17 protein-coding genes, 1 other RNA gene, 2 pseudogenes and 1 other annotated feature are annotated in these 22,459 nt (G+C 50.8%); of the genes and pseudogenes, 15 read left to right on the forward strand and 5 right to left on the reverse strand.

Translation table 11 applies throughout. The annotated features are described in order from the left end of the window. The first annotated feature begins 97 nt into the window (after positions 1 to 97). Positions 98 to 223 (forward strand) — a sequence feature (Phe leader region). The 11 genes and pseudogenes from pheM (at position 103) to QRY16_RS09085 (ending at position 10,050) form a co-directional block, all read left to right on the forward strand. After that, positions 103 to 147 carry a pheST operon leader peptide PheM gene (gene pheM, locus QRY16_RS09035; RefSeq protein ID WP_106120997.1) on the forward strand — a complete coding sequence of 15 codons (45 nt, stop codon included), beginning with the start codon at positions 103 to 105 and terminating at the stop codon, positions 145 to 147. (Overlaps the previous feature by 45 nt.) Before the next feature lie 71 nt (positions 224 to 294). Continuing rightward, positions 295 to 1,278 (forward strand): phenylalanine--tRNA ligase subunit alpha, encoded by a 984-nt coding sequence (gene pheS / locus QRY16_RS09040; RefSeq protein WP_289776340.1) that lies wholly within the window; start codon positions 295 to 297, stop codon positions 1,276 to 1,278. A gap of 14 nt (positions 1,279 to 1,292) precedes the next feature. After that, entirely contained in the window at positions 1,293 to 3,680 is a 2,388-nt protein-coding gene (pheT, locus tag QRY16_RS09045) for a phenylalanine--tRNA ligase subunit beta (protein ID WP_289776341.1), read from the forward strand. Between the two features lie 4 nt (positions 3,681 to 3,684). Further along, entirely contained in the window at positions 3,685 to 3,987 is a 303-nt protein-coding gene (gene ihfA / locus QRY16_RS09050; protein WP_003853259.1) for an integration host factor subunit alpha, read from the forward strand. 202 nt (positions 3,988 to 4,189) lie between these two features. After that, the gene (locus tag QRY16_RS09055) at positions 4,190 to 4,558 is read left to right on the forward strand and encodes a DUF2502 domain-containing protein (protein WP_289776342.1); all 369 of its coding nucleotides are present in this window, start codon (positions 4,190 to 4,192) and stop codon (positions 4,556 to 4,558) included. Between the two features lie 96 nt (positions 4,559 to 4,654). Then, positions 4,655 to 5,638, forward strand: coding sequence for a vitamin B12 ABC transporter permease BtuC (gene btuC, locus QRY16_RS09060; RefSeq protein ID WP_289776343.1), 984 nt, complete (start codon positions 4,655 to 4,657; stop codon positions 5,636 to 5,638). Positions 5,639 to 5,677: 39 nt separating this feature from the next. After that, positions 5,678 to 6,224, forward strand: a pseudogene (locus tag QRY16_RS09065) (glutathione peroxidase). Continuing rightward, positions 6,225 to 6,974, forward strand: a complete 750-nt coding sequence (gene btuD, locus QRY16_RS09070) for a vitamin B12 ABC transporter ATP-binding protein BtuD (protein ID WP_193404039.1) — start codon at positions 6,225 to 6,227, stop codon at positions 6,972 to 6,974. Positions 6,975 to 7,047: 73 nt separating this feature from the next. Further along, the gene (locus tag QRY16_RS09075) at positions 7,048 to 7,506 is read left to right on the forward strand and encodes an NlpC/P60 family protein (protein ID WP_289776344.1); all 459 of its coding nucleotides are present in this window, start codon (positions 7,048 to 7,050) and stop codon (positions 7,504 to 7,506) included. A gap of 281 nt (positions 7,507 to 7,787) precedes the next feature. Next, entirely contained in the window at positions 7,788 to 8,534 is a 747-nt protein-coding gene (locus QRY16_RS09080; RefSeq protein ID WP_289776345.1) for an EAL domain-containing protein, read from the forward strand. Positions 8,535 to 8,613: 79 nt separating this feature from the next. Continuing rightward, positions 8,614 to 10,050 (forward strand): protein adenylyltransferase SelO, encoded by a 1,437-nt coding sequence (locus tag QRY16_RS09085; protein ID WP_289776346.1) that lies wholly within the window; start codon positions 8,614 to 8,616, stop codon positions 10,048 to 10,050. 1 nt (position 10,051) lies between these two features. Here the strand turns inward: QRY16_RS09085 and QRY16_RS09090 are convergent, their stop codons facing one another. Beyond that, a complete protein-coding gene (locus QRY16_RS09090; protein ID WP_289776347.1) occupies positions 10,052 to 11,098 on the reverse strand; it encodes a 3-deoxy-7-phosphoheptulonate synthase in 1,047 nt (348 codons plus the stop codon). Positions 11,099 to 11,251: 153 nt separating this feature from the next. Beyond that, positions 11,252 to 12,079, reverse strand: coding sequence for a posphoenolpyruvate synthetase regulatory kinase/phosphorylase PpsR (gene ppsR / locus QRY16_RS09095; RefSeq protein WP_289776348.1), 828 nt, complete (start codon positions 12,077 to 12,079; stop codon positions 11,252 to 11,254). Positions 12,080 to 12,534: 455 nt separating this feature from the next. On the opposite strand from ppsR, the gene ppsA reads away from it, so the two are divergent. Further along, positions 12,535 to 14,919 (forward strand): phosphoenolpyruvate synthase, encoded by a 2,385-nt coding sequence (gene ppsA / locus QRY16_RS09100; RefSeq protein ID WP_289776349.1) that lies wholly within the window; start codon positions 12,535 to 12,537, stop codon positions 14,917 to 14,919. A gap of 65 nt (positions 14,920 to 14,984) precedes the next feature. On the opposite strand, the gene rprA is transcribed toward ppsA, so the two are convergent. Both rprA and ydiK read right to left on the reverse strand, forming a co-directional pair. Beyond that, positions 14,985 to 15,091, reverse strand: an RNA gene (rprA, locus tag QRY16_RS09105) — antisense sRNA RprA. Positions 15,092 to 15,349: 258 nt separating this feature from the next. Beyond that, positions 15,350 to 16,465: an AI-2E family transporter YdiK gene (gene ydiK, locus QRY16_RS09110; protein ID WP_289776365.1), complete on the reverse strand. Its 1,116-nt coding sequence runs from the start codon at positions 16,463 to 16,465 to the stop codon at positions 15,350 to 15,352. Between the two features lie 210 nt (positions 16,466 to 16,675). On the opposite strand from ydiK, the pseudogene ydiJ reads away from it, so the two are divergent. Beyond that, positions 16,676 to 19,729 (forward strand): annotated as a pseudogene (ydiJ, locus tag QRY16_RS09115) (D-2-hydroxyglutarate dehydrogenase YdiJ). Positions 19,730 to 19,762: 33 nt separating this feature from the next. Here the strand turns inward: ydiJ and QRY16_RS09120 are convergent. Beyond that, positions 19,763 to 20,167, reverse strand: coding sequence for a hypothetical protein (locus QRY16_RS09120; RefSeq protein ID WP_193404048.1), 405 nt, complete (start codon positions 20,165 to 20,167; stop codon positions 19,763 to 19,765). Between the two features lie 391 nt (positions 20,168 to 20,558). On the opposite strand from QRY16_RS09120, the gene sufA reads away from it, so the two are divergent. Both sufA and sufB read left to right on the forward strand, forming a co-directional pair. Next, a complete protein-coding gene (gene sufA / locus QRY16_RS09125) occupies positions 20,559 to 20,933 on the forward strand; it encodes a Fe-S cluster assembly scaffold SufA (protein WP_193404049.1) in 375 nt (124 codons plus the stop codon). A gap of 7 nt (positions 20,934 to 20,940) precedes the next feature. Beyond that, positions 20,941 to 22,434 (forward strand): Fe-S cluster assembly protein SufB, encoded by a 1,494-nt coding sequence (sufB, locus tag QRY16_RS09130; RefSeq protein WP_289776350.1) that lies wholly within the window; start codon positions 20,941 to 20,943, stop codon positions 22,432 to 22,434. The last annotated feature ends 25 nt before the right edge of the window (positions 22,435 to 22,459 follow it).

The raw sequence follows: 22,459 nt of genomic DNA on the forward strand, positions 1-22,459 counted from the left end.
CTTGCTCCCTTTTTTATTATCTATAACTTACGCAAATGATTGACTTTTTCAGCGCCGCGCATTTCAATAGTGCCTTAAATTAATGACAAGGTAACCGCAAGCATGAATGCTGCTATTTTCCGTTTCTTTTTTTACTTTAGCGCCTGACATTCAGGGGCTTTTGCGCATAAGAAAAGAAACGAAAAATCGCGCCGAAAGCCTCCCTCGTGGAGGCTTTTTTGTTTCTGGCGATAGTATATTGGACCGGCAGGTCCCAACGAGAACTGACCAGCCTGACTGGAAGAAGAGGAAAACATGTCCCAACTCGCAGAACTGGTGGCCAAAGCCACGGCGGCTATTGACGGGGCGACGGATACCGCCACCCTTGACGCGGTACGCGTTGAATATCTGGGAAAGAAAGGGCATCTGACGCTGCAGATGACTACGTTGCGCGAGCTACCGGCAGAAGAACGTCCAGCCGCAGGCGCGGTGATTAATGAGGCTAAGCAGCAAGTCACGGAACGTCTGAACGCGCGCAAAGATGCGCTGGAATCAGCGGCCCTGAACGCGCGCCTGGCGGCTGAAACTATTGATGTGTCACTGCCTGGCCGTCGTATTGAAAATGGCGGTTTGCATCCGGTGACCCGTACCATCGATCGTATCGAAAACTTTTTCGGTGAATTGGGTTTCGCGGTCGTAACCGGCCCGGAAATTGAAGATGATTACCATAATTTTGATGCCCTGAATATTCCTGGCCATCACCCGGCTCGCGCCGATCACGATACCTTCTGGTTTGATGCTACGCGCTTGCTCCGTACGCAAACCTCTGGCGTGCAGATCCGCACCATGAGAAATCAGCAGCCACCCATTCGTATCATCGCTCCAGGCCGTGTGTATCGTAACGATTACGACCAGACACATACGCCAATGTTCCACCAGATGGAAGGTTTGATCGTTGATAAGAACATCAGCTTCACCAATCTGAAAGGCACGCTGCACGATTTCCTGAACAACTTTTTTGAAGAAAATTTGCAGATCCGCTTCCGTCCTTCTTATTTCCCCTTTACCGAGCCGTCAGCGGAAGTGGATGTTATGGGCAAAAACGGTAAATGGCTGGAAGTATTGGGTTGCGGCATGGTGCACCCGAACGTTCTGCGCAATGTCGGCATCGATCCAGAAATCTATTCTGGCTTTGCGTTTGGTATGGGCATGGAGCGTTTGACCATGTTGCGCTATGGCGTAACCGATCTGCGCGCTTTCTTCGAAAATGATTTACGTTTCCTCAAACAATTTAAGTAAGGGCAGGTTATCCAATGAAATTCAGTGAACTCTGGTTACGCGAATGGGTAAATCCAGCCCTGGACAGTGCTGCATTGTCTGAGCAAATCACCATGGCCGGCTTAGAAGTTGATGGCGTTGACGCAGTTGCTGGCGCGTTTCATGGCGTGGTTGTCGGTGAAGTGGTGTCATGCGGCCAGCATCCTAATGCCGATAAACTGCGCGTCACCAAAATCAACGTCGGCGGTGAGCGTCTGCTGGACATCGTCTGTGGCGCGCCAAACTGCCGCCAGGGGCTGAAAGTCGCAGTGGCTACCGTTGGCGCGGTGCTGCCGGGCGACTTCAAAATCAAAGCAGCCAAACTGCGCGGCGAGCCGTCTGAAGGCATGCTGTGTTCATTTTCCGAGTTGGGAATGTCGGACGATCACAACGGCATCATCGAGCTGCCTGCCGATGCGCCCGTAGGAACCGACATCCGTGAATACCTGCAACTTGATGACAACACCATTGAAATCAGCGTGACACCAAACCGGGCAGACTGCCTCGGGATAATTGGCATCGCTCGTGATGTGGCGCTACTGAATGGTTTGCCGCTCAATGCCCCAGATATTCAGCCGGTTGCGACAAGTATCAATGACACGTTCCCGATCCGGGTTGATGCCACGCATGCCTGCCCGCGCTATTTAGGTCGGGTGGTGAAAGGCATTAACGTGGCCGCCGCCACGCCGCTGTGGATGAAAGAGAAGCTGCGCCGCTGCGGAATTCGCTCAATCGATCCGGTAGTCGATATCACGAACTACGTGTTGCTGGAGCTGGGCCAGCCGATGCACGCTTTCGACCTTGATCGTATTGATGGCGGCATTGTTGTGCGGATGGCGAAAGAGGGCGAGGCCCTGACGCTGCTGGATGGCAACGAAGTTAAGCTGTCCAGCGACACGCTGGTGATTGCCGATCACCATAAAGCGCTGGCGATGGGGGGCATTTTTGGTGGTGAGCATTCAGGCGTTAATACCGAAACGCAGAATATCCTGTTTGAATGTGCCTATTTCGATCCCCTGGCCATTACCGGTCGCGCGCGTCGTTACGGCCTGCACACTGATGCTTCACACCGCTACGAGCGTGGCGTTGACCCGGCGCTGCAACACACCGCGCTAGAACGCGCCACTCAGTTACTTCTGGAAATTTGTGGCGGCGAAGCCGGTCCGGTTATTGACCAGACGCATCAGGAAACCCTGCCCGCCCAGACCACCATTACTTTGCGCCGCGAAAGGCTGGACCGGTTAATTGGTCATGTTATCGCGGACGATCAGGTAACCGATATTCTGACACGTCTGGGGTGTCAGGTCAGTGTGAATGACGGTGAGTGGAAAGCCGTTGCGCCAGGCTGGCGTTTCGATATGGCGATTGAAGAAGATCTGATTGAAGAAGTCGCACGCGTTTACGGCTACAACAACATTCCAGATGTGCCGGTCCAGGCGGGCCTGGTCATGACCCAACATCGTGAAGCCGATCTGTCATTGAAACGTGCGAAAAATTTGCTGGTGGATAAAGGCTATCAGGAAGCGATTACTTACAGCTTCGTTGATCCTAAAGTGCAGCAACTGCTGCATCCAGGCGAAGAGGCGTTGATTCTGCCTAGCCCCATTTCAAGCGAGATGTCGGCTATGCGTCTCTCATTATGGACAGGATTGTTGAGCGCGGTGGTATATAACCAGAACCGCCAGCAAAGCCGTGTGCGCCTGTTTGAGAGCGGGTTGCGCTTTGTACCGGATACGCAAGCTGATTTAGGCATTCGTCAGGATCTTATGCTGGCTGGCGTGTTAAGTGGAAATCGCTATGAGGAGCATTGGGATCTGGCGCGTCAGACGGTTGACTTCTATGATTTAAAAGGCGATTTAGAAGCGCTGCTCGATTTAACCGGCAAACTGGATGATGTCCGTTTCTGTGCTGAAGTGAATCCGGCACTGCATCCAGGACAAAGTGCAGCCATTTATTTGCAGAATGAACGAATCGGATTTATCGGAGTGGTTCATCCTGAGCTGGAACGTAAGCTGGATCTTAATGGCCGCACCTTAGTCTTTGAACTGCTTTGGAATAAGGTCGCAGACCGCGTCCTGCCTGACGCGCGCGAGATTTCACGCTTCCCAGCAAACCGTCGTGATATTGCCGTTGTAGTGGCTGAAAATGTCCCGGCAGCAGATGTCATTGCGGAGTGTAAGAAAGTTGGCGTAAATCATATAGTTGGCGTAAACTTGTTTGACGTGTACCGCGGTAAGGGCGTTTCCGAGGGTTTTAAGAGCCTCGCTATTAGCCTGATTTTGCAGGATACCAGCCGGACACTCGAAGAAGAGGAGATTGCCGCGACCGTTAGTCAATGTGTTGCGGCATTAAAAGAGCGATTCCAGGCAACCTTGAGGGATTGAACCTATGGCGCTTACAAAAGCTGAAATGTCAGAGTACCTGTTTGAGAAGCTCGGGCTGAGCAAACGCGATGCAAAAGAGTTGGTGGAACTGTTTTTCGAAGAGGTACGTCGCGCTTTGGAAAATGGAGAACAGGTAAAACTGTCTGGGTTTGGCAATTTCGACCTGCGCGACAAAAACCAGCGTCCAGGCAGAAACCCAAAGACGGGAGAAGATATTCCGATCACAGCGCGTCGCGTTGTGACCTTTCGTCCAGGGCAGAAGCTGAAAAGCCGCGTCGAGAACGCAACACCTAAAGAAACTGACTGATTTCAGTATTTAAAAAAGGCCGCGCAAGTGGCCTTTTTCATTGCTGACGGCTGCAAACAGCATTATAAACCTTCACAATTTCTCCAGTGTGTCAGGATTCTGTCAGTATATTGAAAGTATCTGGCAAATCAGCCCCTGCCGATAGTGACCTGTTTAGGGCTTTTGTTATAACAGCGCCCACACATAACAAGAGGTCAGGCTGATGAAAAAGACAGCTATTTTATTAGGTATCCTGTCAGGTATGCCGCTGTTAGCGAATGCAAACGTTTCAGTAAATATTCATACGCCGGGGGTATCGATTCATATTGGCGATCGCGATAAGCGCGGCTATTACTGGGACGGTTACGACTGGCGTCAGCCGACATGGTGGAAGCAGCATCAGGGACGTCATGTCGGACTGAAAGGCCCGCATGGTTACTGGAACGGTAATGGCTGGCAATCGCAGCGTCCCGAACATCGCCAGCCAGCGAAAGCGCCACAAAAGCGCGAGCAACCACACAAAGAGCAGCAGAAACATGACAATAAAAATCGTGGCAACGATAATGGACAACCGGTCCCGCCACATAAGTAAATTTTATTCGGCGTCTTAAGGCGCCGCTTTTCACGCCTTTCTTTTTTCTGCAATCTTACTACAATCAATGCTCTGTTTTCTCAGCCAGCCCTGCTTATGCTCCTGCCAGACCAGCTCGCCCGCCAGGCCGATCGTTACAGCCAAAAATGGTTATACGGTTTAGCTATTATGCTACTTGTTTTGTTATTTCTTAGCCTGTGCGCTGGTGACAGCTGGATCGCGCCCTCCCAATGGTTGAGCGAAAGCGGCAGACTATTTGTCTGGCAATTACGTATGCCACGAGCCTTAGCTGTCATGCTGGTTGGCGCTGCGTTGGCCATTTGTGGCGTGGTGATGCAGGCACTGTTTACTAACCCTCTCGCGGAACCGGGATTGCTCGGCGTATCCAATGGTGCAGGTATCGGTTTAGTGCTTGGCGTACTGCTGGGCAGTGGCTCATTGTGGAGCCTTAGCATGGCGGCAATGACAGGTGCGCTGACCATCACCTTAATTTTGCTGCATTTTGCCCATCGGCAATTATCCGTCACGCGTTTGCTGTTAACCGGTGTCGCGCTGGGCATTATCTGTAGCGCCATCATGACCTGGGCGGTGTATTTCAGTACCAGTCTGGATCTGCGTCAGTTGATGTATTGGATGATGGGCGGTTTTAGCGGTATTGACTGGCGTTATGGCTGGATGATGCTGGCGCTGCTGCCGGTGATGTTAGCCTTGACCCGAACCTCACGCGTCCTCAATCTGCTGGCATTAGGCGAAACGTCGGCCCGTCAGCTGGGATTATCACTATTCTTCTGGCGAAATATCCTGGTACTGGCGATGGGATGGCTGGTTGGTGTAAGTGTCGCCATGGCCGGTGCGATAGGCTTCGTGGGGCTGGTGATTCCCCATTTGTTACGTCTGAGCGGACTCAACGATCATCGCTATTTGTTGCCTGCATCGGCTTTAGCCGGGGCCAGCGTGCTGTTAGGTGCCGATATTATTGCGCGTCTGGCGTTAACTTCCGCTGAACTGCCAATTGGCGTAGTGACGGCGACACTTGGCGCACCACTATTCATTGCGTTATTAATAAGATCTTCGCGCTAGCTTCGGCTGGCTTTAATGCATCAACAACAGGAATTCGTTATGAGTATTTATCAAACTGAACTGGTTACGCTTGATGGGGAAAAAACCTCGCTGACACAATGGCAGGGTAAGGTACTGTTGGTGGTTAATGTAGCCTCGAAATGCGGTTTAACGCCACAGTATGAAGAGCTGGAGAAGCTGCAAAAAGCCTGGCAGGAATCAGGGATTCAGCGTGTTGGGTTTTCCTTGCAATCAGTTTCTTGAGCAGGAGCCGGGCAGCAGCGAAGAGATTAAAACCTTCTGTAGCACTACCTATGGCGTGACATTCCCGTTGTTTGCCAAAACTGACGTGAATGGTGCCGAACGCCATCCTCTGTATGCTCAGCTGGTTGCCGCTAAGCCGGACGCGGTTCGTCCTGAAGGCAGCGGTTTTTATGAACGCCAGGTAAGTAAAGGACGAGCCCCAAAAGCGCCAGGCGACATTTTGTGGAATTTCGAAAAATTCCTTATTGATCGTGATGGGCATGTCGTACAGCGTTTTGCGCCGGATATGTCGCCGGAAGATCCGATTATTTTAGAAAGTATTAAGATGGCTTTAGCGAAATAAATGTTTTTTAGCCTGAAAGACGCAGCCGTCGCCGGGCGGTTGCTGCCTTTTACTGCCGGGTTAACCGCCGGTAAGTTGATTCATGTGGTTGGGCCAAACGGCGCTGGAAAAAGCACCTTATTAGCGCTCCTGGCTGGTTTGCAAAATTACAGTGGTGAGGCAACATTACTCGGGCAGCCGTTGAACGAATGGCGCGGCCCCGCGTTAGCCCGGCTGCGAGCCTGCTTGCCGCAACATCAACATCCCCTGAGTCAGATGCCGGTTTATCACTATCTCCGCCTGCATCTGCAATCTGACGCGCCACAAGCCGATCGGCGACTTAGCGATTTGCTAAACATGTTCCAGTTGAGCGACAAACTCACGCGTTCGTTAACCCAGCTTTCCGGCGGCGAATGGCAACGTGTACGTCTGGCTGCAAGCTGCGCGCAAATTGATCCGCAAATCAATACGCAAGGCCGTCTGCTGATTCTGGATGAACCCATGACCGCTTTGGATATTGCACAGCAGAAGGCCGTTGATGACGTCATTAGCCAACTGTGCCGGGCTGGGGTTTGCGTGATCGCCAGCAGTCACGATCTTAACCATAGCCTGCTGCATGCGGATAGGGCCTGGTTGCTCCATCAGGGTAAAATGATTGCGCAAGGCGAACCCTCTGCCATTCTTACGCCAGAACGCTTATCTCCGCTCTATCAAATCGCTTTTCGCCAGCTGAAGCTGGAAGGACACACGCTGCTAACCGTTATGCCCTGAGGCATCCGGCTTGCTACGCTCACTGTTTTCCCGCTACATTAGCACAGTTGCAACTTATCAAGGACATGCTGCGATGCGGATCGGCTTACTGATTTTGGTTCTGCTGTTAGTGGGATGTAGCCATCATGCGCCACCGATTAATGGACGTCTTTCCGATTCGATCACCGTCATCGCACAGCTCAACGAACAGCTGGGGGACTGGCGGGGTACGCCGTATCGTTATGGTGGCATGAGCCGCCGCGGCGTTGATTGTTCTGGCTTTGTCTATCTGACCTTCCGCGATAAATTTGCTTTGCAGCTACCCCGTACCACACGGGCACAAAGCGATATGGGAACGCGTATCAATAAAGAGGATCTCCTGCCGGGGGACCTGGTGTTCTTCAAAACTGGCGGCGGCGAGAATGGATTGCATGTGGGCATTTATGATGCTGATAACGCTTTCATTCATGCATCAACCAGTCAGGGTGTTATTCGATCGTCACTGGATAATGTCTACTGGCGAAAAGTCTTTTGGCAGGCGAGACGCATTTAATTAGTATGTCTGTTGCGTGTCTTAGGCCAAAATTAAATTAGCGGAAAAGTTTTTAAACAGTCTGCCTTAACTGAAACGCTTTTAATTATCATCATTATTATGAAATTAGTTTTCAAACTTTAATGCATTGCTTTCTCTTTATTTGGCTTAAGGTTTATACTTTAATAAACAAAGCTTAATGGAAGCGCAAAACTGACCGTTTCTTCATGCGTTTGAAACTATTGCCTGCTTGTTTTCAATCATATACGATGCACATATTGCCGCATATTCTGGCTTCAGAAATGAAAATTCACTTGTCTGCCGACTATGAGTCGGAAATTTGGTTTTATCCTGTCTACGCATCGAACGGGCACTTAATTGCTGTTGAGCTGGTCAGTCAGTTTGTTCATGAAAGTGCGCCTGTTACGTGGCCGCAGGACTTACTATTGCCGCAGCTTGATAAAGAGCAGCAGTTACGCCTGCTACAGAGCCAAATTTCTCTGCTTGAACAGCACCGTTCTATTTTTGAGGAACAGGGTATACTGGCGTTAATGCGTATTAACCATCAACTGTCGGTTCGCATACTTGAGAGCGAATTTTTGACGCGAAAAATAAAGCAACTGCCTTTTCTGTTATTAGATCTTAGCGAAACCTTTCCGCACTTAGCGCAGGGTATTCATAATCCTCTGCTCGCTACTCTTCATCGTGAGTTTCGTTTATCTCTTTCACAGTTTGGCGCCGGAAACTCTCCGGCTAACGCGGTTTACGATAACGTGTTTAGCTGCATTAAATTAGATAAGTATTTTATTCAGGAGCTGGCAAAGCGGGATTCCTTCCAGCCTTTTATTCAGAGTATTTTAGATAATTTCCGTTCTCACTGTGAGCATATGATAATTTGCGGTGTTGATGATGAATTATTACTGAATAAAATAAACAAACTGTCGGGAGTGCATTTGCAAGGGGCATTATTTCCGGTGGTTAAATCCGATGCGCTTGAGGCGTTGATTTACGCCAATACCCATTCGCCCACCTCACAGCTTCCGCAGTAATCTGTCTTATCCCGGTTTTCAACGTTACACTGATAGTTTTACAACGACGGGGCATAATGACTACCGCTCGGGAGAAACTATGTTTTTTGACAACAGCTGGTTCCATGAGCTGAAGGGATGTTACACCGCCCTTAAACCGACTCCGCTGGAAGGCGGCCGTTTGCTGTACCACAATGCACCGTTGGCTAGCGATATGGCGCTGGATACCGTCTTATTTACCGGTGAGGGGGATGGCGTCTGGTACGGCGCAGCCTTATTACCGGGAATGGAACCGCTGGCGCAGGTCTACAGCGGCCATCAGTTTGGCGTCTGGGCCGGTCAACTTGGCGACGGGCGCGGCATATTGCTGGGCGAGCAACGTCTGGCCAATGGCAGCAAACTCGACTGGCATTTAAAAGGGGCAGGCTTAACGCCTTATTCACGCATGGGTGACGGACGGGCGGTGATCCGTTCTACCGTTCGTGAGTTTCTGGCATCCGAAGCGCTACATCATTTGGGCATACCTACTTCACGTGCGCTAACCATTGCCATTGGCGATGAACCGGTACGGCGTGAAACCACCGAACGCGGCGCCATGCTAATGCGTATTGCAGAAAGTCATTTACGCTTTGGCCATTTTGAGCATTTCTATTACAGCAACCAGCAAGAAAAAGTACAGCTGCTGGCGGATTACGCTATTCGCCACCATTGGCCGCACTTAACAGATGATAAAGATCGCTATCTGCTCTGGTTTACCGATGTGGTAAAACGCACCGCTGGTTTAATCGCCCAATGGCAAAGTGTCGGTTTTGCGCATGGGGTGATGAATACCGATAACATGTCAATTCTTGGGCTGACGCTGGATTACGGGCCGTTTGGTTTTCTTGATGACTATCAGCCGGATTTCATTTGTAATCACAGTGATTATCAGGGCCGCTACAGCTTCGAAAATCAGCCGATGATAGGTTTGTGGAATCTCAACCGGCTGGCACATGCGCTTTCAGGTTTAATGAATACCGAGCAGCTTAAACAGGCGTTAAGCCACTATGAACCGGAACTGATGCGCGTCTGGGGAGAGCGTATGCGCGCCAGGCTCGGTTTACTTAGCGCAGACAGCCATGACAATGAAATTCTGACCGGTCTGTTGGCGTTAATGAGCAAGGAGCGCAGCGATTACACCCTGACATTCCGTTTGCTCAGTCATACACAACAACATGAAGCGCGCTCGCCCTTGCGTGATGAGTTTATTGATCGCGAAGAGTTTGACCGCTGGTATAGCCGCTATCGCGAACGCTTAATGCAGGATGAAGCCAGTGATGAAACGCGACAGGCCACAATGAAGGCGGCTAACCCGGCGCTGGTGTTACGCAACTATTTAGCGCAGCAGGTCATTGAAGAGGCGGAAAAAGGCGAAAAAGGTGCGTTAGAACAGTTGCATCAGGCATTGCAGCAACCGTTTAGTGACGAAACGGCCGCTGAATATCGACAGCGGCCGCCAGACTGGGGAAAAACGTTAGAAGTCAGCTGTTCGAGCTAAATTAAAAGCGATGCGACACAGCCTCGGCGAGCAGGGCCAGCACTTCTTCGCTGTCCTGCCAGCTGAGGCAAGGATCGGTAATTGACTGACCGTATACCAGCGGTTCGCCGCTTACCACTTTCTGATTGCCTTCCTCGATAAAGCTTTCAATCATCACACCCGCGACCGCACGTGAACCGGCCTGAATCTGTTGCGCGACCTCAACGGCAACGTCACGCTGACGACGATGCTGCTTCAGGCAGTTGCCGTGGCTGAAGTCGATTACCAACTGCTCCGGCAAATGGAATTCGCGCAGGTTTGCTGCCGCCTCTGCTACATCATTAGCATAATAATTGGGCTGCTTGCCGCCGCGTAAAATGACATGACTATACGGATTACCGCTGGTCTGATAAATCGTCATCTGACCCTCTTTATCCGGCGATAAAAACATATGGCTGACGCGCGAGGCACGGATGGCGTCAACCGCGATGCGCACATTGCCATCCGTACCATTTTTAAAGCCTACCGGACAGGATAGCGCGGAAGCCATTTCACGGTGAATCTGACTTTCAGTGGTCCGTGCGCCAATAGCGCCCCAGCTGATCAGATCAGCAATAAACTGCCCGATCACCATATCAAGAAATTCAGTGGCGGTTGGCAAACCCAGGGCGTTGATGTCAATCAGCAACTGACGTGCAATACCAATACCGCGATTGACATCAAAGCTACCATCAAGGCTGGGATCGGAAATCAGACCTTTCCAGCCCACCACCGTGCGCGGTTTTTCAAAGTAGGCGCGCATCACAATTTCCAGTCGATCCTGATAGCGTTCGCGCAAAACATTAAGGCGCTGAGCGTAATCTAAGGCGGCTTTGGGATCGTGCAGAGAGCAGGGGCCAATCACCACCAGCAAACGGGGATCTTCCCCGGTCAAAATACGGGCAATGCGTTTACGTGCGGCGGTTACGTTATCAGCAATAGCCGCAGAAATAGGATGTTCTGCCGCCAGGCTGGCTGGCGTAATCAGCCCACCAATGCGTGCCGTACGCAGTTCGTCAGTTTTATTCATGGGTTTCTCGAAAACTATTCTTCGCAACGGTGAAATACCGGGAAGTGATGGGGGTCACAATAAACCATTAGTCTGCGAATTCAACCCAGATACCAGAAATGGGCACAAAATTGTCGGCAGCACCGCTTTACATCGCTGCCGCCCTGAAAGAAATCAGTACATGCGGCGCGTCAGCCCCATGATGTCGAGAATTTTGGTGGCAATCTCTTCGACGGAATAGTTGGTGCTATTGAGGTAGCGAATTTGATGGGTGCGAAACAGCGCTTCAACTTCGCCGACTTCGAGCCGACACTGACGCATTGAGGCGTAACGGGTATTTTCCGCGCGTTCCTGACGAATCGCCGCCAGACGTTCAGGATCAATAGTCAAACCAAACAGTTTATGTTGAAGCTGGCGCAAAGCAGGGGGCAACTTCAGATTATCCATATCATCGGCGATGAAGGGGTAATTCGCCGCACGAATACCGAACTGCATAGCTAAATAGAGGCTGGTGGGGGTTTTACCACAGCGCGAGACGCCTAACAGAATCACCTGGGCCTCTTCCAGACCACGCAATGAAATGCCGTCATCGTGTGCCAGGGTGTAATCAATAGCGGCGATGCGCGCATCATATTTTCCCAGATTACTGGCATCTAAACCATGCGTACGATGCGCGACAGGCGCAGGCGATAGACCCAGCTCCTGCTGTAGCGGCGCCACCAGCGCCTGCACAATGTCCTGACAAAATCCTTCGCTCTGGACAATGATGTCGCGTACTTCAGGTGTGACAATCGAGAAGAACACCAGCGGACGAACGCCGCTCTGCTGGTAGATCGCATTAATCTGTGCCTTAACGGCTTGCGCGCGCTGCACATTCTCTACAAAAGGTAACGTAACGCTGTTGGTATTTACCGGAAACTGGGATAGCACCGCGTGCCCCAACACCTCGGCGGTGATAGCGGTGCCATCTGAAATATAAAATACGCTTCTGTCAGTACTCATAGGGGATACCTGTTTCTGGTCGGGAATGTAAAAAGCTCAACGAGGTGTATAAGAGAGATTAAAACAAAAAAATCCATCATTCTCTTCTGTGAAGGTTTTATTTTTCCATAATGAGACCGGTTAACGCTCTGCAAATAATAAATGAAATGACGTTTCTTAAACCTTTATTTTACGATCCAGTTCAGGATGAACTGAAAATAGGCGCTTTTTTTGTTGCGCAACAAAAATCATGGCATAAGCCGCTGAAATCGGTCCCATTATAGCGCCATCAACCCTTTAGCAAAAAATAGCCCGTTTGCGCAACATCAAACAAAGACAGGTACAATTCCGAATTTAAAAAAATATCGTAAGCTTTAACGATTCAACACTTAGTCTTTATTTGGGCAATGTGCCAGGCTGTTTTGGCGAATTGCACGATGTTCCATATGCCCACTCATATTTAAAGGATAAGCTCAATGTCCAATAAAGGCGAACAGCCGTTAGTGCTCTGGTATAATCAGCTTGGTATGCATGATGTTGATCGGGTGGGGGGCAAAAATGCCTCTCTGGGTGAAATGATTACCAACTTGTCGTCGCTGGGTGTTTCCGTTCCGAATGGTTATGCGACCACATCTTATGCATTTAATCAGTTTCTCGATCAAAGCGGGCTGAACCAGCGTATCTATGAACTGCTGGATAAGACCGATATTGATGATGTTAATGAGCTGGCAAAAGCTGGCAAACAAATTCGACAGTGGGTGGTGGATACGCCATTCCAGCCGGAACTGGAAGCTGCCATCCTTGAGGCCTATCAGCAGCTCTCTGCTGATGATGCAGAAGCTTCTTTTGCGGTGCGTTCTTCCGCTACCGCTGAAGATATGCCCGACGCGTCATTTGCGGGCCAGCAAGAAACCTTTCTGAACGTACAGGGTATCGATGCGGTAATGGTCGCGGTGAAGCATGTTTACGCATCACTGTTTAACGACCGCGCCATCTCTTACCGCGTGCACCAGGGTTACGATCACCGTGGCGTTGCATTGTCAGCCGGTATTCAGCGCATGGTGCGTTCTGACCTCGCTTCATCAGGCGTACTTTTTACCATTGATACTGAATCCGGTTTCGATCAGGTTGTGTTTATTACTGCGGCATACGGCCTTGGCGAAATGGTGGTGCAGGGCGCCGTTAACCCCGATGAATTCTATGTGCATAAACCAACGCTGGCGGCGAATCGTCCGGCGATTGTGCGCCGCAATATGGGCTCGAAAAAAGTCCGCATGGTATACGCTGACTCACGGGAGCATGGCGAGCAGGTGCGTATTGAAGATGTGCCTGAAACCGAACGGGATCGCTTCTGTCTGACCGATGACGAAATCCAGGCCCTTGCGCGCCAGGCGATACTCATCGAGCAGCACTACAAACGCCCAATGGATATTGAGTGGGCAAAAGATGGCCATACCGGAAAGCTGTATATTGTGCAGGCGCGCCCGGAAACGGTTCGCTCAAACGGCCAGGTCATGGAACGCTACAGCCTGCAAGGAAAAGGTAAAGTGGTGGTAGAAGGCCGGGCGATTGGCCATCGTATCGGTGCGGGTGAAGTGAAAGTAATTCACGACATTAGCGAAATGAACCGCATCGAGAAAGGCGATGTGCTGGTGACCGACATGACCGACCCGGACTGGGAACCGATCATGAAAAAGGCTTCAGCTATTGTGACCAATCGCGGCGGCCGTACCTGCCACGCAGCCATCATTGCGCGTGAGCTGGGGATTCCGGCGGTTGTCGGCTGCGGTAATGCCACCGACTTGCTAAAAGATGGTCACAAAGTCACGGTTTCATGCTCGGAAGGCGATACTGGCTACGTCTACGACGATTTACTGGATTTTGATGTCACCAGCTCTCAGGTTGATGAGATGCCTGATCTGCCGCTCAAGATCATGATGAACGTCGGCAACCCGGATCGCGCATTCGACTTCGCCTGTTTGCCGAATGAAGGGGTGGGTCTGGCGCGACTGGAATTTATCATCAACCGCATGATTGGCGTGCATCCAAAAGCGTTACTGGAGTTTGATCAGCAAACGCCAGAACTGCAGCAGCAAATCCGCCAGATGATGAAAGGTTTTGACGATCCGGTTGAGTTTTATATTGCGCGTCTGACGGAAGGCATTGCGACCCTGGGGGCAGCCTTTGCGCCGAAACGCGTGATTGTGCGCCTGTCTGACTTTAAATCAAACGAATACGCCAACCTGGTCGGCGGTGAGCGTTACGAACCAGAAGAAGAAAACCCGATGTTAGGCTTCCGTGGGGCGGGGCGCTATGTTGCTGACAGCTTCCGTGACTGCTTTGCCCTGGAGTGTGAGGCGGTTAAACGTGTACGTAATGACATGGGCCTGACGAATGTTGAAATCATGGTTCCTTTTGTTCGTACCGTAGACCAGGCCGAAGCGGTAGTTGACGAGCTGGCACGCCAGGGGCTGAAACGTGGTCAGGATGGGCTGAAAATCATTATGATGTGTGAGATCCCATCTAATGCCTTGCTGGCCGATCAGTTCCTGCAACACTTTGATGGCTTCTCCATCGGCTCTAATGATATGACACAGCTGGCACTGGGACTCGATCGTGATTCAGGGGTGGTTTCTGCCCTGTTTGATGAGCGAAATGAGGCAGTAAAAGCGCTGCTTTCGATGGCGATCCGCGCAGCGAAGAAGCAGGGCAAGTATGTGGGCATTTGTGGCCAGGGACCGTCAGATCATCAGGATTTTGCTGCCTGGCTCATGGAAGAAGGTATCGATAGTTTGTCGCTGAATCCTGACACCGTGGTTGAAACCTGGTTAAGTCTGGCTGAGTTATCCAGCCCGGCATAACTATCAAATTCGCGTCACAATCAGCCAAAGGCCAGCATTGCTGGCCTTTTCCTCTTTTTAGCAGCCAAAAAAAAAGCCCACCGCAGGGGATGGGCAAAGACTACACACAGCAATTCTTTTCTTACTCAGGGGAAAAAGGTTGTTTTAAAATCAGAGAGTTGATCTAAAACATAAGAAACATGTTATTCACCCGGCCCGCTGGCGTCTTTAAGAATCCTCTTATTAGTTTAAAGCCAATAACCTTTTGTCACGGTCTCAGGGCCATTTGGGGTAAGAAACAGCGTATAAAATAATCTTTTTTGAACGTGAGAAGGGGATTCCGGTCATAAACCGGTTTTTTTATTAAAATCTGCTTATGGGAAAAAAGAGTAACGAGACGTAATTAATTACGGGCGGTTCATTACCATTAACCGCCCTAATCATTGAAAGGTCAGGATGCGGGAGGTTCTTCGTCGTGCTCACCCAGTTCCTCAACCACCGTCAAGGGGTCGTCATTAGGTGAAGGCGCTTCGTGCATCCATACCGAAACCAGGCGGTAAGAAACTGCCAGCACGACCGGACCAATAAATAAACCGATCATACCAAACGCGATCAAGCCACCAATCACGCCAGACAGAATCAGAATCATGGGTAAATCGGCCCCCATGCGGATCAACATGGGCCGCAGCACGTTATCCAGAGTGCCAACCACGCAACTCCAGACTAATAAAACTGTGCCCCATGTTGTGTCGCCACTCCAGTAGAGATAGATGATGGCGGGCACCAGTACCAGCAACGGGCCGATTTGCACCAGACAGCAAAGGATCATTAACACCGTCAACAGCGTGGCGTAAGGTATACCGGAAATCGCCAGGCCAATGCCGCCCAACACCCCCTGCACCAGCGCGGTCACTACGACGCCCAGCGCCACCGCACGAATCGCCTGTCCCGCCAGTAATACCGCCGCATCACCACGCCGTCCCGCCATGCGAAAGGCAAAATGACGGATGCCGTGTGCCGCTTGTTCACCACGCCAGTAAAGCAGCACGCTGAACAGCAACATCACCGCCAGGTGGATCATAAAACGACCGAAATGGCCGGCCTGCGCCACGAAAAACCCCGTTGTGCGCCCGATATAGGGCTGCAATTTAGCCATAATCGCTGCGCCGCCGCCAGCTACCAGCTTTTGATAGCTGGAGAAAAGCTTTTCGCCAATCAGCGGAATGCTATTGAGCCAGTTCAGCTCAGGCAGCATGTGACCTTGCATTGCCCAGGCGATGACTGGCGCGCTGTTATCGATCAGGCTATTCACCAATAGCGCGATGGGAATAATAAACAGCAGCAGAAGCAGAAGCGTCATAACGATAACTGCCAGCGATCGTCGTCCCCATAAGAGGCGCTGCAATTTAAGCATTAGCGGCCAGGTGGCAATCACCACCATACTGGCCCAGGAAAAGCCCAGAATAAATGGCTGAACGACCCATAAACAGGCGATAATCAGCAGTAAAATGAACATTAAGGTAAACAGTATCTGCGGTAGATCCATGTCCCGGTACTGACTTTTCATAATTAACATATGGCCTCGTTGACATCCTTCAATTCCGGGCTTTACGCGCCCGGTTTAATCATGAGCTATTTAATGGCGTTTAAACAGGGCACAAGGGAAAGGTTTTTACGTTTCCTGAAAAAACGGCAGGCACAGTAAAAATGTGATAAAACGAGGGATTAAAGCAAATCACACAGACGCAAACGTTTACAACATCTCGGTCTCACACTCATGATCCCACAGATTTCACAGGCGCCAGGCCTTATTCAACTGGTGCTGACATTCCTTGAGTCGCTGAAAGAGCAAGGCTTTACCGGCGACACTGCGACCAGCTATGCCGATCGTCTTTCCCTTTCCACCGATAACAGTGTTTATCAATTACTGCCCGATGCGGTGCTGTTTCCCCGTTCCACTGCTGATGTGGCGCTGATCGCCCGTTTAGCCAGTGAAGAGCGTTTTACCAGCCTGGTCTTTACCCCACGCGGCGGAGGCACGGGCACCAACGGACAGTCGCTGAATCAGGGCATTATCGTTGATATGTCACGCCATATGAACCGCATTCTGGAAATCAATCCAGAGCAAGGCTGGGTGCGGGTAGAAGCGGGCGTCATTAAAGATCAACTGAATGCTTATCTGAAGCCGTTTGGCTTTTTTTTCTCGCCGGAGTTATCAACCAGCAACCGCGCTACGCTAGGCGGAATGATCAATACCGATGCTTCAGGACAAGGCTCGCTGGTGTATGGCAAAACTTCCGATCACGTCATGGGTTTGCGGGCGGTGTTACTGGGCGGCGAGATTCTTGATACGCGCCCAATGGCAACCGCGCTGGCGGAAAACCTGGGACAAACGCAGACGCTGGAAGGGCGCATTTATCAGCAGGTAATAAGCCGGTGTCGCGAGCAGCGCAAACTGATTCTGGAGAAGTTCCCCCGGCTCAATCGTTTTCTGACCGGGTATGATTTGCGCCACGTATTTAGTGACGATATGCAGACATTCGATCTGACACGTTTGTTGTGCGGCGCAGAAGGGACGTTAGCTTTTATTACGGAAGCACGGCTGGATATTACGCCGATCCCCAAAGTTCGTCGGCTGGTTAATATTAAATATGACTCTTTCGATTCTGCGCTGCGTAATGCACCGTTTATGGTTGAGGCCAAAGCGCTATCGGTTGAAACCGTCGATTCAAAAGTCCTGAACCTGGCGCGGGAGGACATCGTCTGGCACTCAGTAAAAGAGCTGATTACGGATGTGCCAGATAAAGATATGCAGGGGCTGAACATCGTTGAATTCGCGGGCGACAATGCTGAGCTGATTGAAGATCAGCTCAGCAGCCTGTGTCAGCGACTGGATACGTTAATGACACAGCAGCAGGGTGGGGTAATTGGCTATCAGCTGTGTGATGATCTGGATGGCATTGAACGCATCTATAACATGCGTAAAAAAGCGGTGGGATTGCTGGGAAATGCCAAAGGTCGCGCAAAACCCATCCCCTTCGTTGAAGATACCGCGGTCCCTCCTGAAAATCTCGCTGACTATATTGTCGAATTTCGCGCGCTGCTGGACAGCCATGGCTTGAGTTATGGCATGTTTGGACATGTAGATGCGGGTGTATTGCATGTGCGTCCGGCGCTGGATATGACAGACCCGCAGCAGGAAATGCTGATGAAGCAGATCTCCGACGAGGTGGTGGCGCTAACGGCACGCTATGGCGGTCTGCTGTGGGGCGAGCACGGCAAAGGTTTTCGTGCGCAATACAGCCCGGAATTTTTTGGTGAAGCGTTGTTCGATGAGCTTCGTCGCATTAAAGCGGCGTTTGATCCGCATAATCGTCTTAACCCCGGTAAAATTTGCACGCCTTTCGACAGTCAGGCCGAAATGATGCAGATCGATGCGGTCAAGCGCGGCACATACGATCGCCAAATTCCCTTAACGGTGCGTAACGACTGGCGCGGCGCGATGGAGTGCAATGGCAATGGCTTGTGCTTTAACTTTGACGTGCGCAGTCCGATGTGCCCGTCAATGAAAATTACCTGAAATCGCATTCATTCGCCAAAAGGACGCGCGACGCTGACCCGCGAATGGCTGCGTCTGCTGGCAGAGCAGGGCGTTGATCCGCTCGAACTGGAAAAGCAGCTACCTGAGAATCGCCTCTCTTTGCGCACGTTTATCAGCCGCACGCGCCATAGCTGGCATGCGAATAAAGGTGAGTATGATTTTTCACATGAAGTGAAAGAAGCGATGTCGGGCTGCCTGGCGTGTAAAGCCTGCTCAACGCAATGCCCGATCAAAATTGATGTACCGAATTTCCGCTCCCGTTTTCTGCAACTTTATCACACGCGCTATCTCCGTCCGATGAGCGATCATCTGGTCGCGGCAGTGGAAAATTACGCGCCGCTGATGGCGAAAGCGCCTAAAACCTTTAATTTCCTCCTTAAACAGCCATGGATACGCGAAATCAGTAAAAAGCACATCGGCATGGTGGATTTGCCGTTACTTTCCTCGCCAACGCTCAGGCAACAGCTAAGCGGACATCCGGCCATGAATATGACACTGGAACAGCTGGAAGCATTGACTGAAGCGCAGCGCGCAAATTATGTGCTGGTGGTGCAGGATCCCTTTACCAGCTTTTACGAAGCTAAGCTGGTTAACGATTTCGTGAAGCTGATTGAAAAGCTGGGCTATCACCCGGTACTGTTGCCCTTTTCACCGAACGGCAAGGCGCAGCACGTTAAAGGCTTCCTGCAACGTTTTGCGCGTACTGCCCGTAAAACCGCTGATTTCCTTAATCGTGTCGCGCAGCTGACTATGCCGATGGTCGGCGTCGATCCGGCAACGGTGTTGTGTTACCGCGATGAATATCGCCAGACGCTGGGCGATACCCGTGGCGATTTCAATGTGCAGCTGGTGCAGGAGTGGTTGCAAACCGTGGTAACTGAGCGTGCAGTGCAAAACACCAGTGGCGAGGCCTGGTATTTATTTGCGCACTGCACGGAAGTGACAGCATTGCCATCAACGCCAAATCAATGGCAGGACATTTTTTCTCGTTTCGGCGCGAAGCTGGAAAATATTAATGTCGGTTGCTGTGGCATGGCGGGCACTTATGGCCACGAAAGCAAAAACCTTGAAAATTCATTGGGAATTTATGCACTTTCCTGGCATCCACAATTGCAAAAGCTGCCACGGCAACGCTGTCTGGCAACCGGCTTCTCCTGCCGTAGCCAGGTAAAGCGCGTGGAAGGCAATGGGATGCGCCATCCTCTTCAGGCCTTGTTAGAGATTTTGTAAAAAAATTGTGCGCGACGTCACGACGTGGCTGGATTAGAATATCCAGCCCGCGTGACGAACAAAGTCGCTTTGCAGCGCGGTGGCTTTATTCCACTCACCCACCATTGCGAGCTGATGGCAAAGGCGAGTAAGGGATAAACGTGCCAGTTGGTAGGCCTGAATGCGGAACAGGCGATCACGATCGCTGTTGCCCATTTCCTGCACTAACCGGTGATGGAGTTTACCCATCGCATGCAGATAACTGTGATCATCACCGTTGAGCTGGCAGATTTCAGCCATATCTACACAGGTATCGTTGAATTGACGTAATTGCTGGATGGAACAGTCGGCCCGGTCAAGTTTCGCCTGCGACAGGTAGAAGTCGACAGTGATGTCTCGCACAGAAAACGTGTATTCATCGATTTTCTGCTGAAGCCAGGCTGAGACAGAAAGCGTCATAAAACCGCCCTGAAAGGTGAATGATAATAATTATCATATTCAATTGAATCAGGATTGCAATTGCTTCGGTAGAAAAAATTATCGATTAACATTACCTGTTAGTACAATTGGAAATAACAATCTGTTTACATCACAGAAAGGCGTAACCTATCAATAAGCTTTTCATCATAAAGTGATGAAATGAAATTTCCCTATTTCTTAACAGGTTACATAATGCATTTCCCTAATCGCAGCCTTTCCGCAAAGTGACGTGAAGAGACTATGCTTAATAAATCAGCGATTAAAAACAGCACAAGATGATTATCCCTGCAAAACAAGAGGTTGAAGTGATCTCACAGATCACTACCATAGGGGGATAGCCTGAAAAGGTCCAGACTCAAGAGGTATCAACATGGCATCTGTTAACGCAGACTCTTTCTCACCCGACGATTTCGTCTGGAAAGGACTGACGCTGACCGAAACCGCAGCGCAACAAATTCTCAATCTGGTCGCACAAGACCCGGAAGTCAAGGGCTTGCGTCTGGGTGTGAAACAATCCGGCTGTGCCGGTTTTGGTTATGTCATGGATCTGGTTAAACAGCCAGTCGATGACGATCTGCAATTCTCGTTTCATGGCGCAACGCTGTTTGTGCCGCTTCAGGCAATGCCGTTTGTCGATGGCACCGAAGTGGATTATGTCCGCGAGGGCCTGAATCAGATCTTTAAATTTAATAACCCTAAAGCTCAGCATGCCTGCGGGTGTGGTGAAAGCTTTGGCGTCGAGTAAGTGAAATATGTCACGACACAGCGAAGCATCTGACGATGTACAAATGTGGGAAGGCAAGCTCAATTACAAAGAGGGCTTCTTTACCCAGTTGCAAACCGAAGAATTTGCGCATGGCATCAATGAAGATGTGGTGCGCGCAATTTCGGCAAAGCGTAACGAGCCAGAGTGGATGCTGGAGTTTCGTCTTAAAGCCTTCCGTGCCTGGCTTGAAATGGAAGAGCCGCACTGGCTGAAAGCGCACTACGAAAAACTGGATTATCAGGATTACAGCTATTATTCCGCACCGTCCTGCGGCAATTGCGATGACAGCTGCGCCTCTGAGCCAGGGGCAACCCAGGCTTCCGGGAATACGCCAGCCAGCGATTACCTGACGCAGGAAGTGGAAAACGCGTTTAATCAGCTGGGCGTTCCGGTGCGTGAAGGTAAAGAAGTGGCTGTGGATGCCATTTTTGACTCGGTTTCCGTTTCGACGACCTACCGCAGCAAACTGGCGGAGCAGGGCATTATCTTCTGTTCATTTGGCGAGGCGATCCACGATCATCCGGAACTGGTGAAAAAGTATCTGGGTACGGTGGTTCCGCCAAATGATAACTTCTTTGCCGCGCTGAACTCCGCTGTGGCTTCTGACGGTACCTTTGTGTACATCCCGAAAGGGGTGCGTTGCCCTATGGAGCTTTCTACCTATTTCCGTATTAATGCGGCGAAAACCGGTCAGTTTGAACGAACTATCCTGATTGCTGATGAAGACAGCTACGTCAGCTATATCGAAGGTTGTTCAGCTCCGGTCCGGGATACTTACCAGCTGCACGCAGCGGTGGTTGAAGTCATTATCCACAAAAATGCTGAAGTGAAATATTCCACCGTGCAGAACTGGTTCCCCGGTGGTGAAAACGAAGGCGGCATTCTGAACTTCGTCACCAAACGTGCGCTGTGTGAAGGCGATCACAGCAAAATGTCATGGACGCAATCCGAAACCGGCTCGGCAATTACCTGGAAATACCCAAGCTGTATTCTGCGTGGCGATTACTCGGTCGGCGAATTCTATTCCGTGGCCTTAACCAGCGGCCGTCAGCAAGCCGATACCGGCACCAAAATGGTTCATATTGGCAAAAACACCAAATCGACCATCATTTCCAAAGGGATTTCGGCGGGTAAAAGCCAGAACACCTACCGTGGTCTGGTGAAAATCATGCCAACCGCGACCAATGCACGTAATTTCACGCAATGTGACTCAATGCTGATTGGCCCGGACTGTGGCGCACATACGTTCCCCTATGTTGAAACGCGCAACAACACGGCGCAACTGGAGCACGAAGCAACGACTTCGCGTATCGGTGAAGATCAGATGTTCTATTGTCTGCAGCGTGGCATCAGCGAAGAGGATGCGATCTCAATGATCGTTAACGGCTTCTGCAAAGATGTATTCTCTGAGCTACCGCTGGAATTCGCCGTGGAAGCACAAAAACTATTAGCTATCAGCCTTGAGCACAGTGTGGGCTGATGCCGTCACACGCGTTGCCGGAAGC

The organism is Mixta mediterraneensis (genome assembly GCF_030283135.1).
Lineage (GTDB): Bacteria > Pseudomonadota > Gammaproteobacteria > Enterobacterales > Enterobacteriaceae > Pantoea > Pantoea mediterraneensis.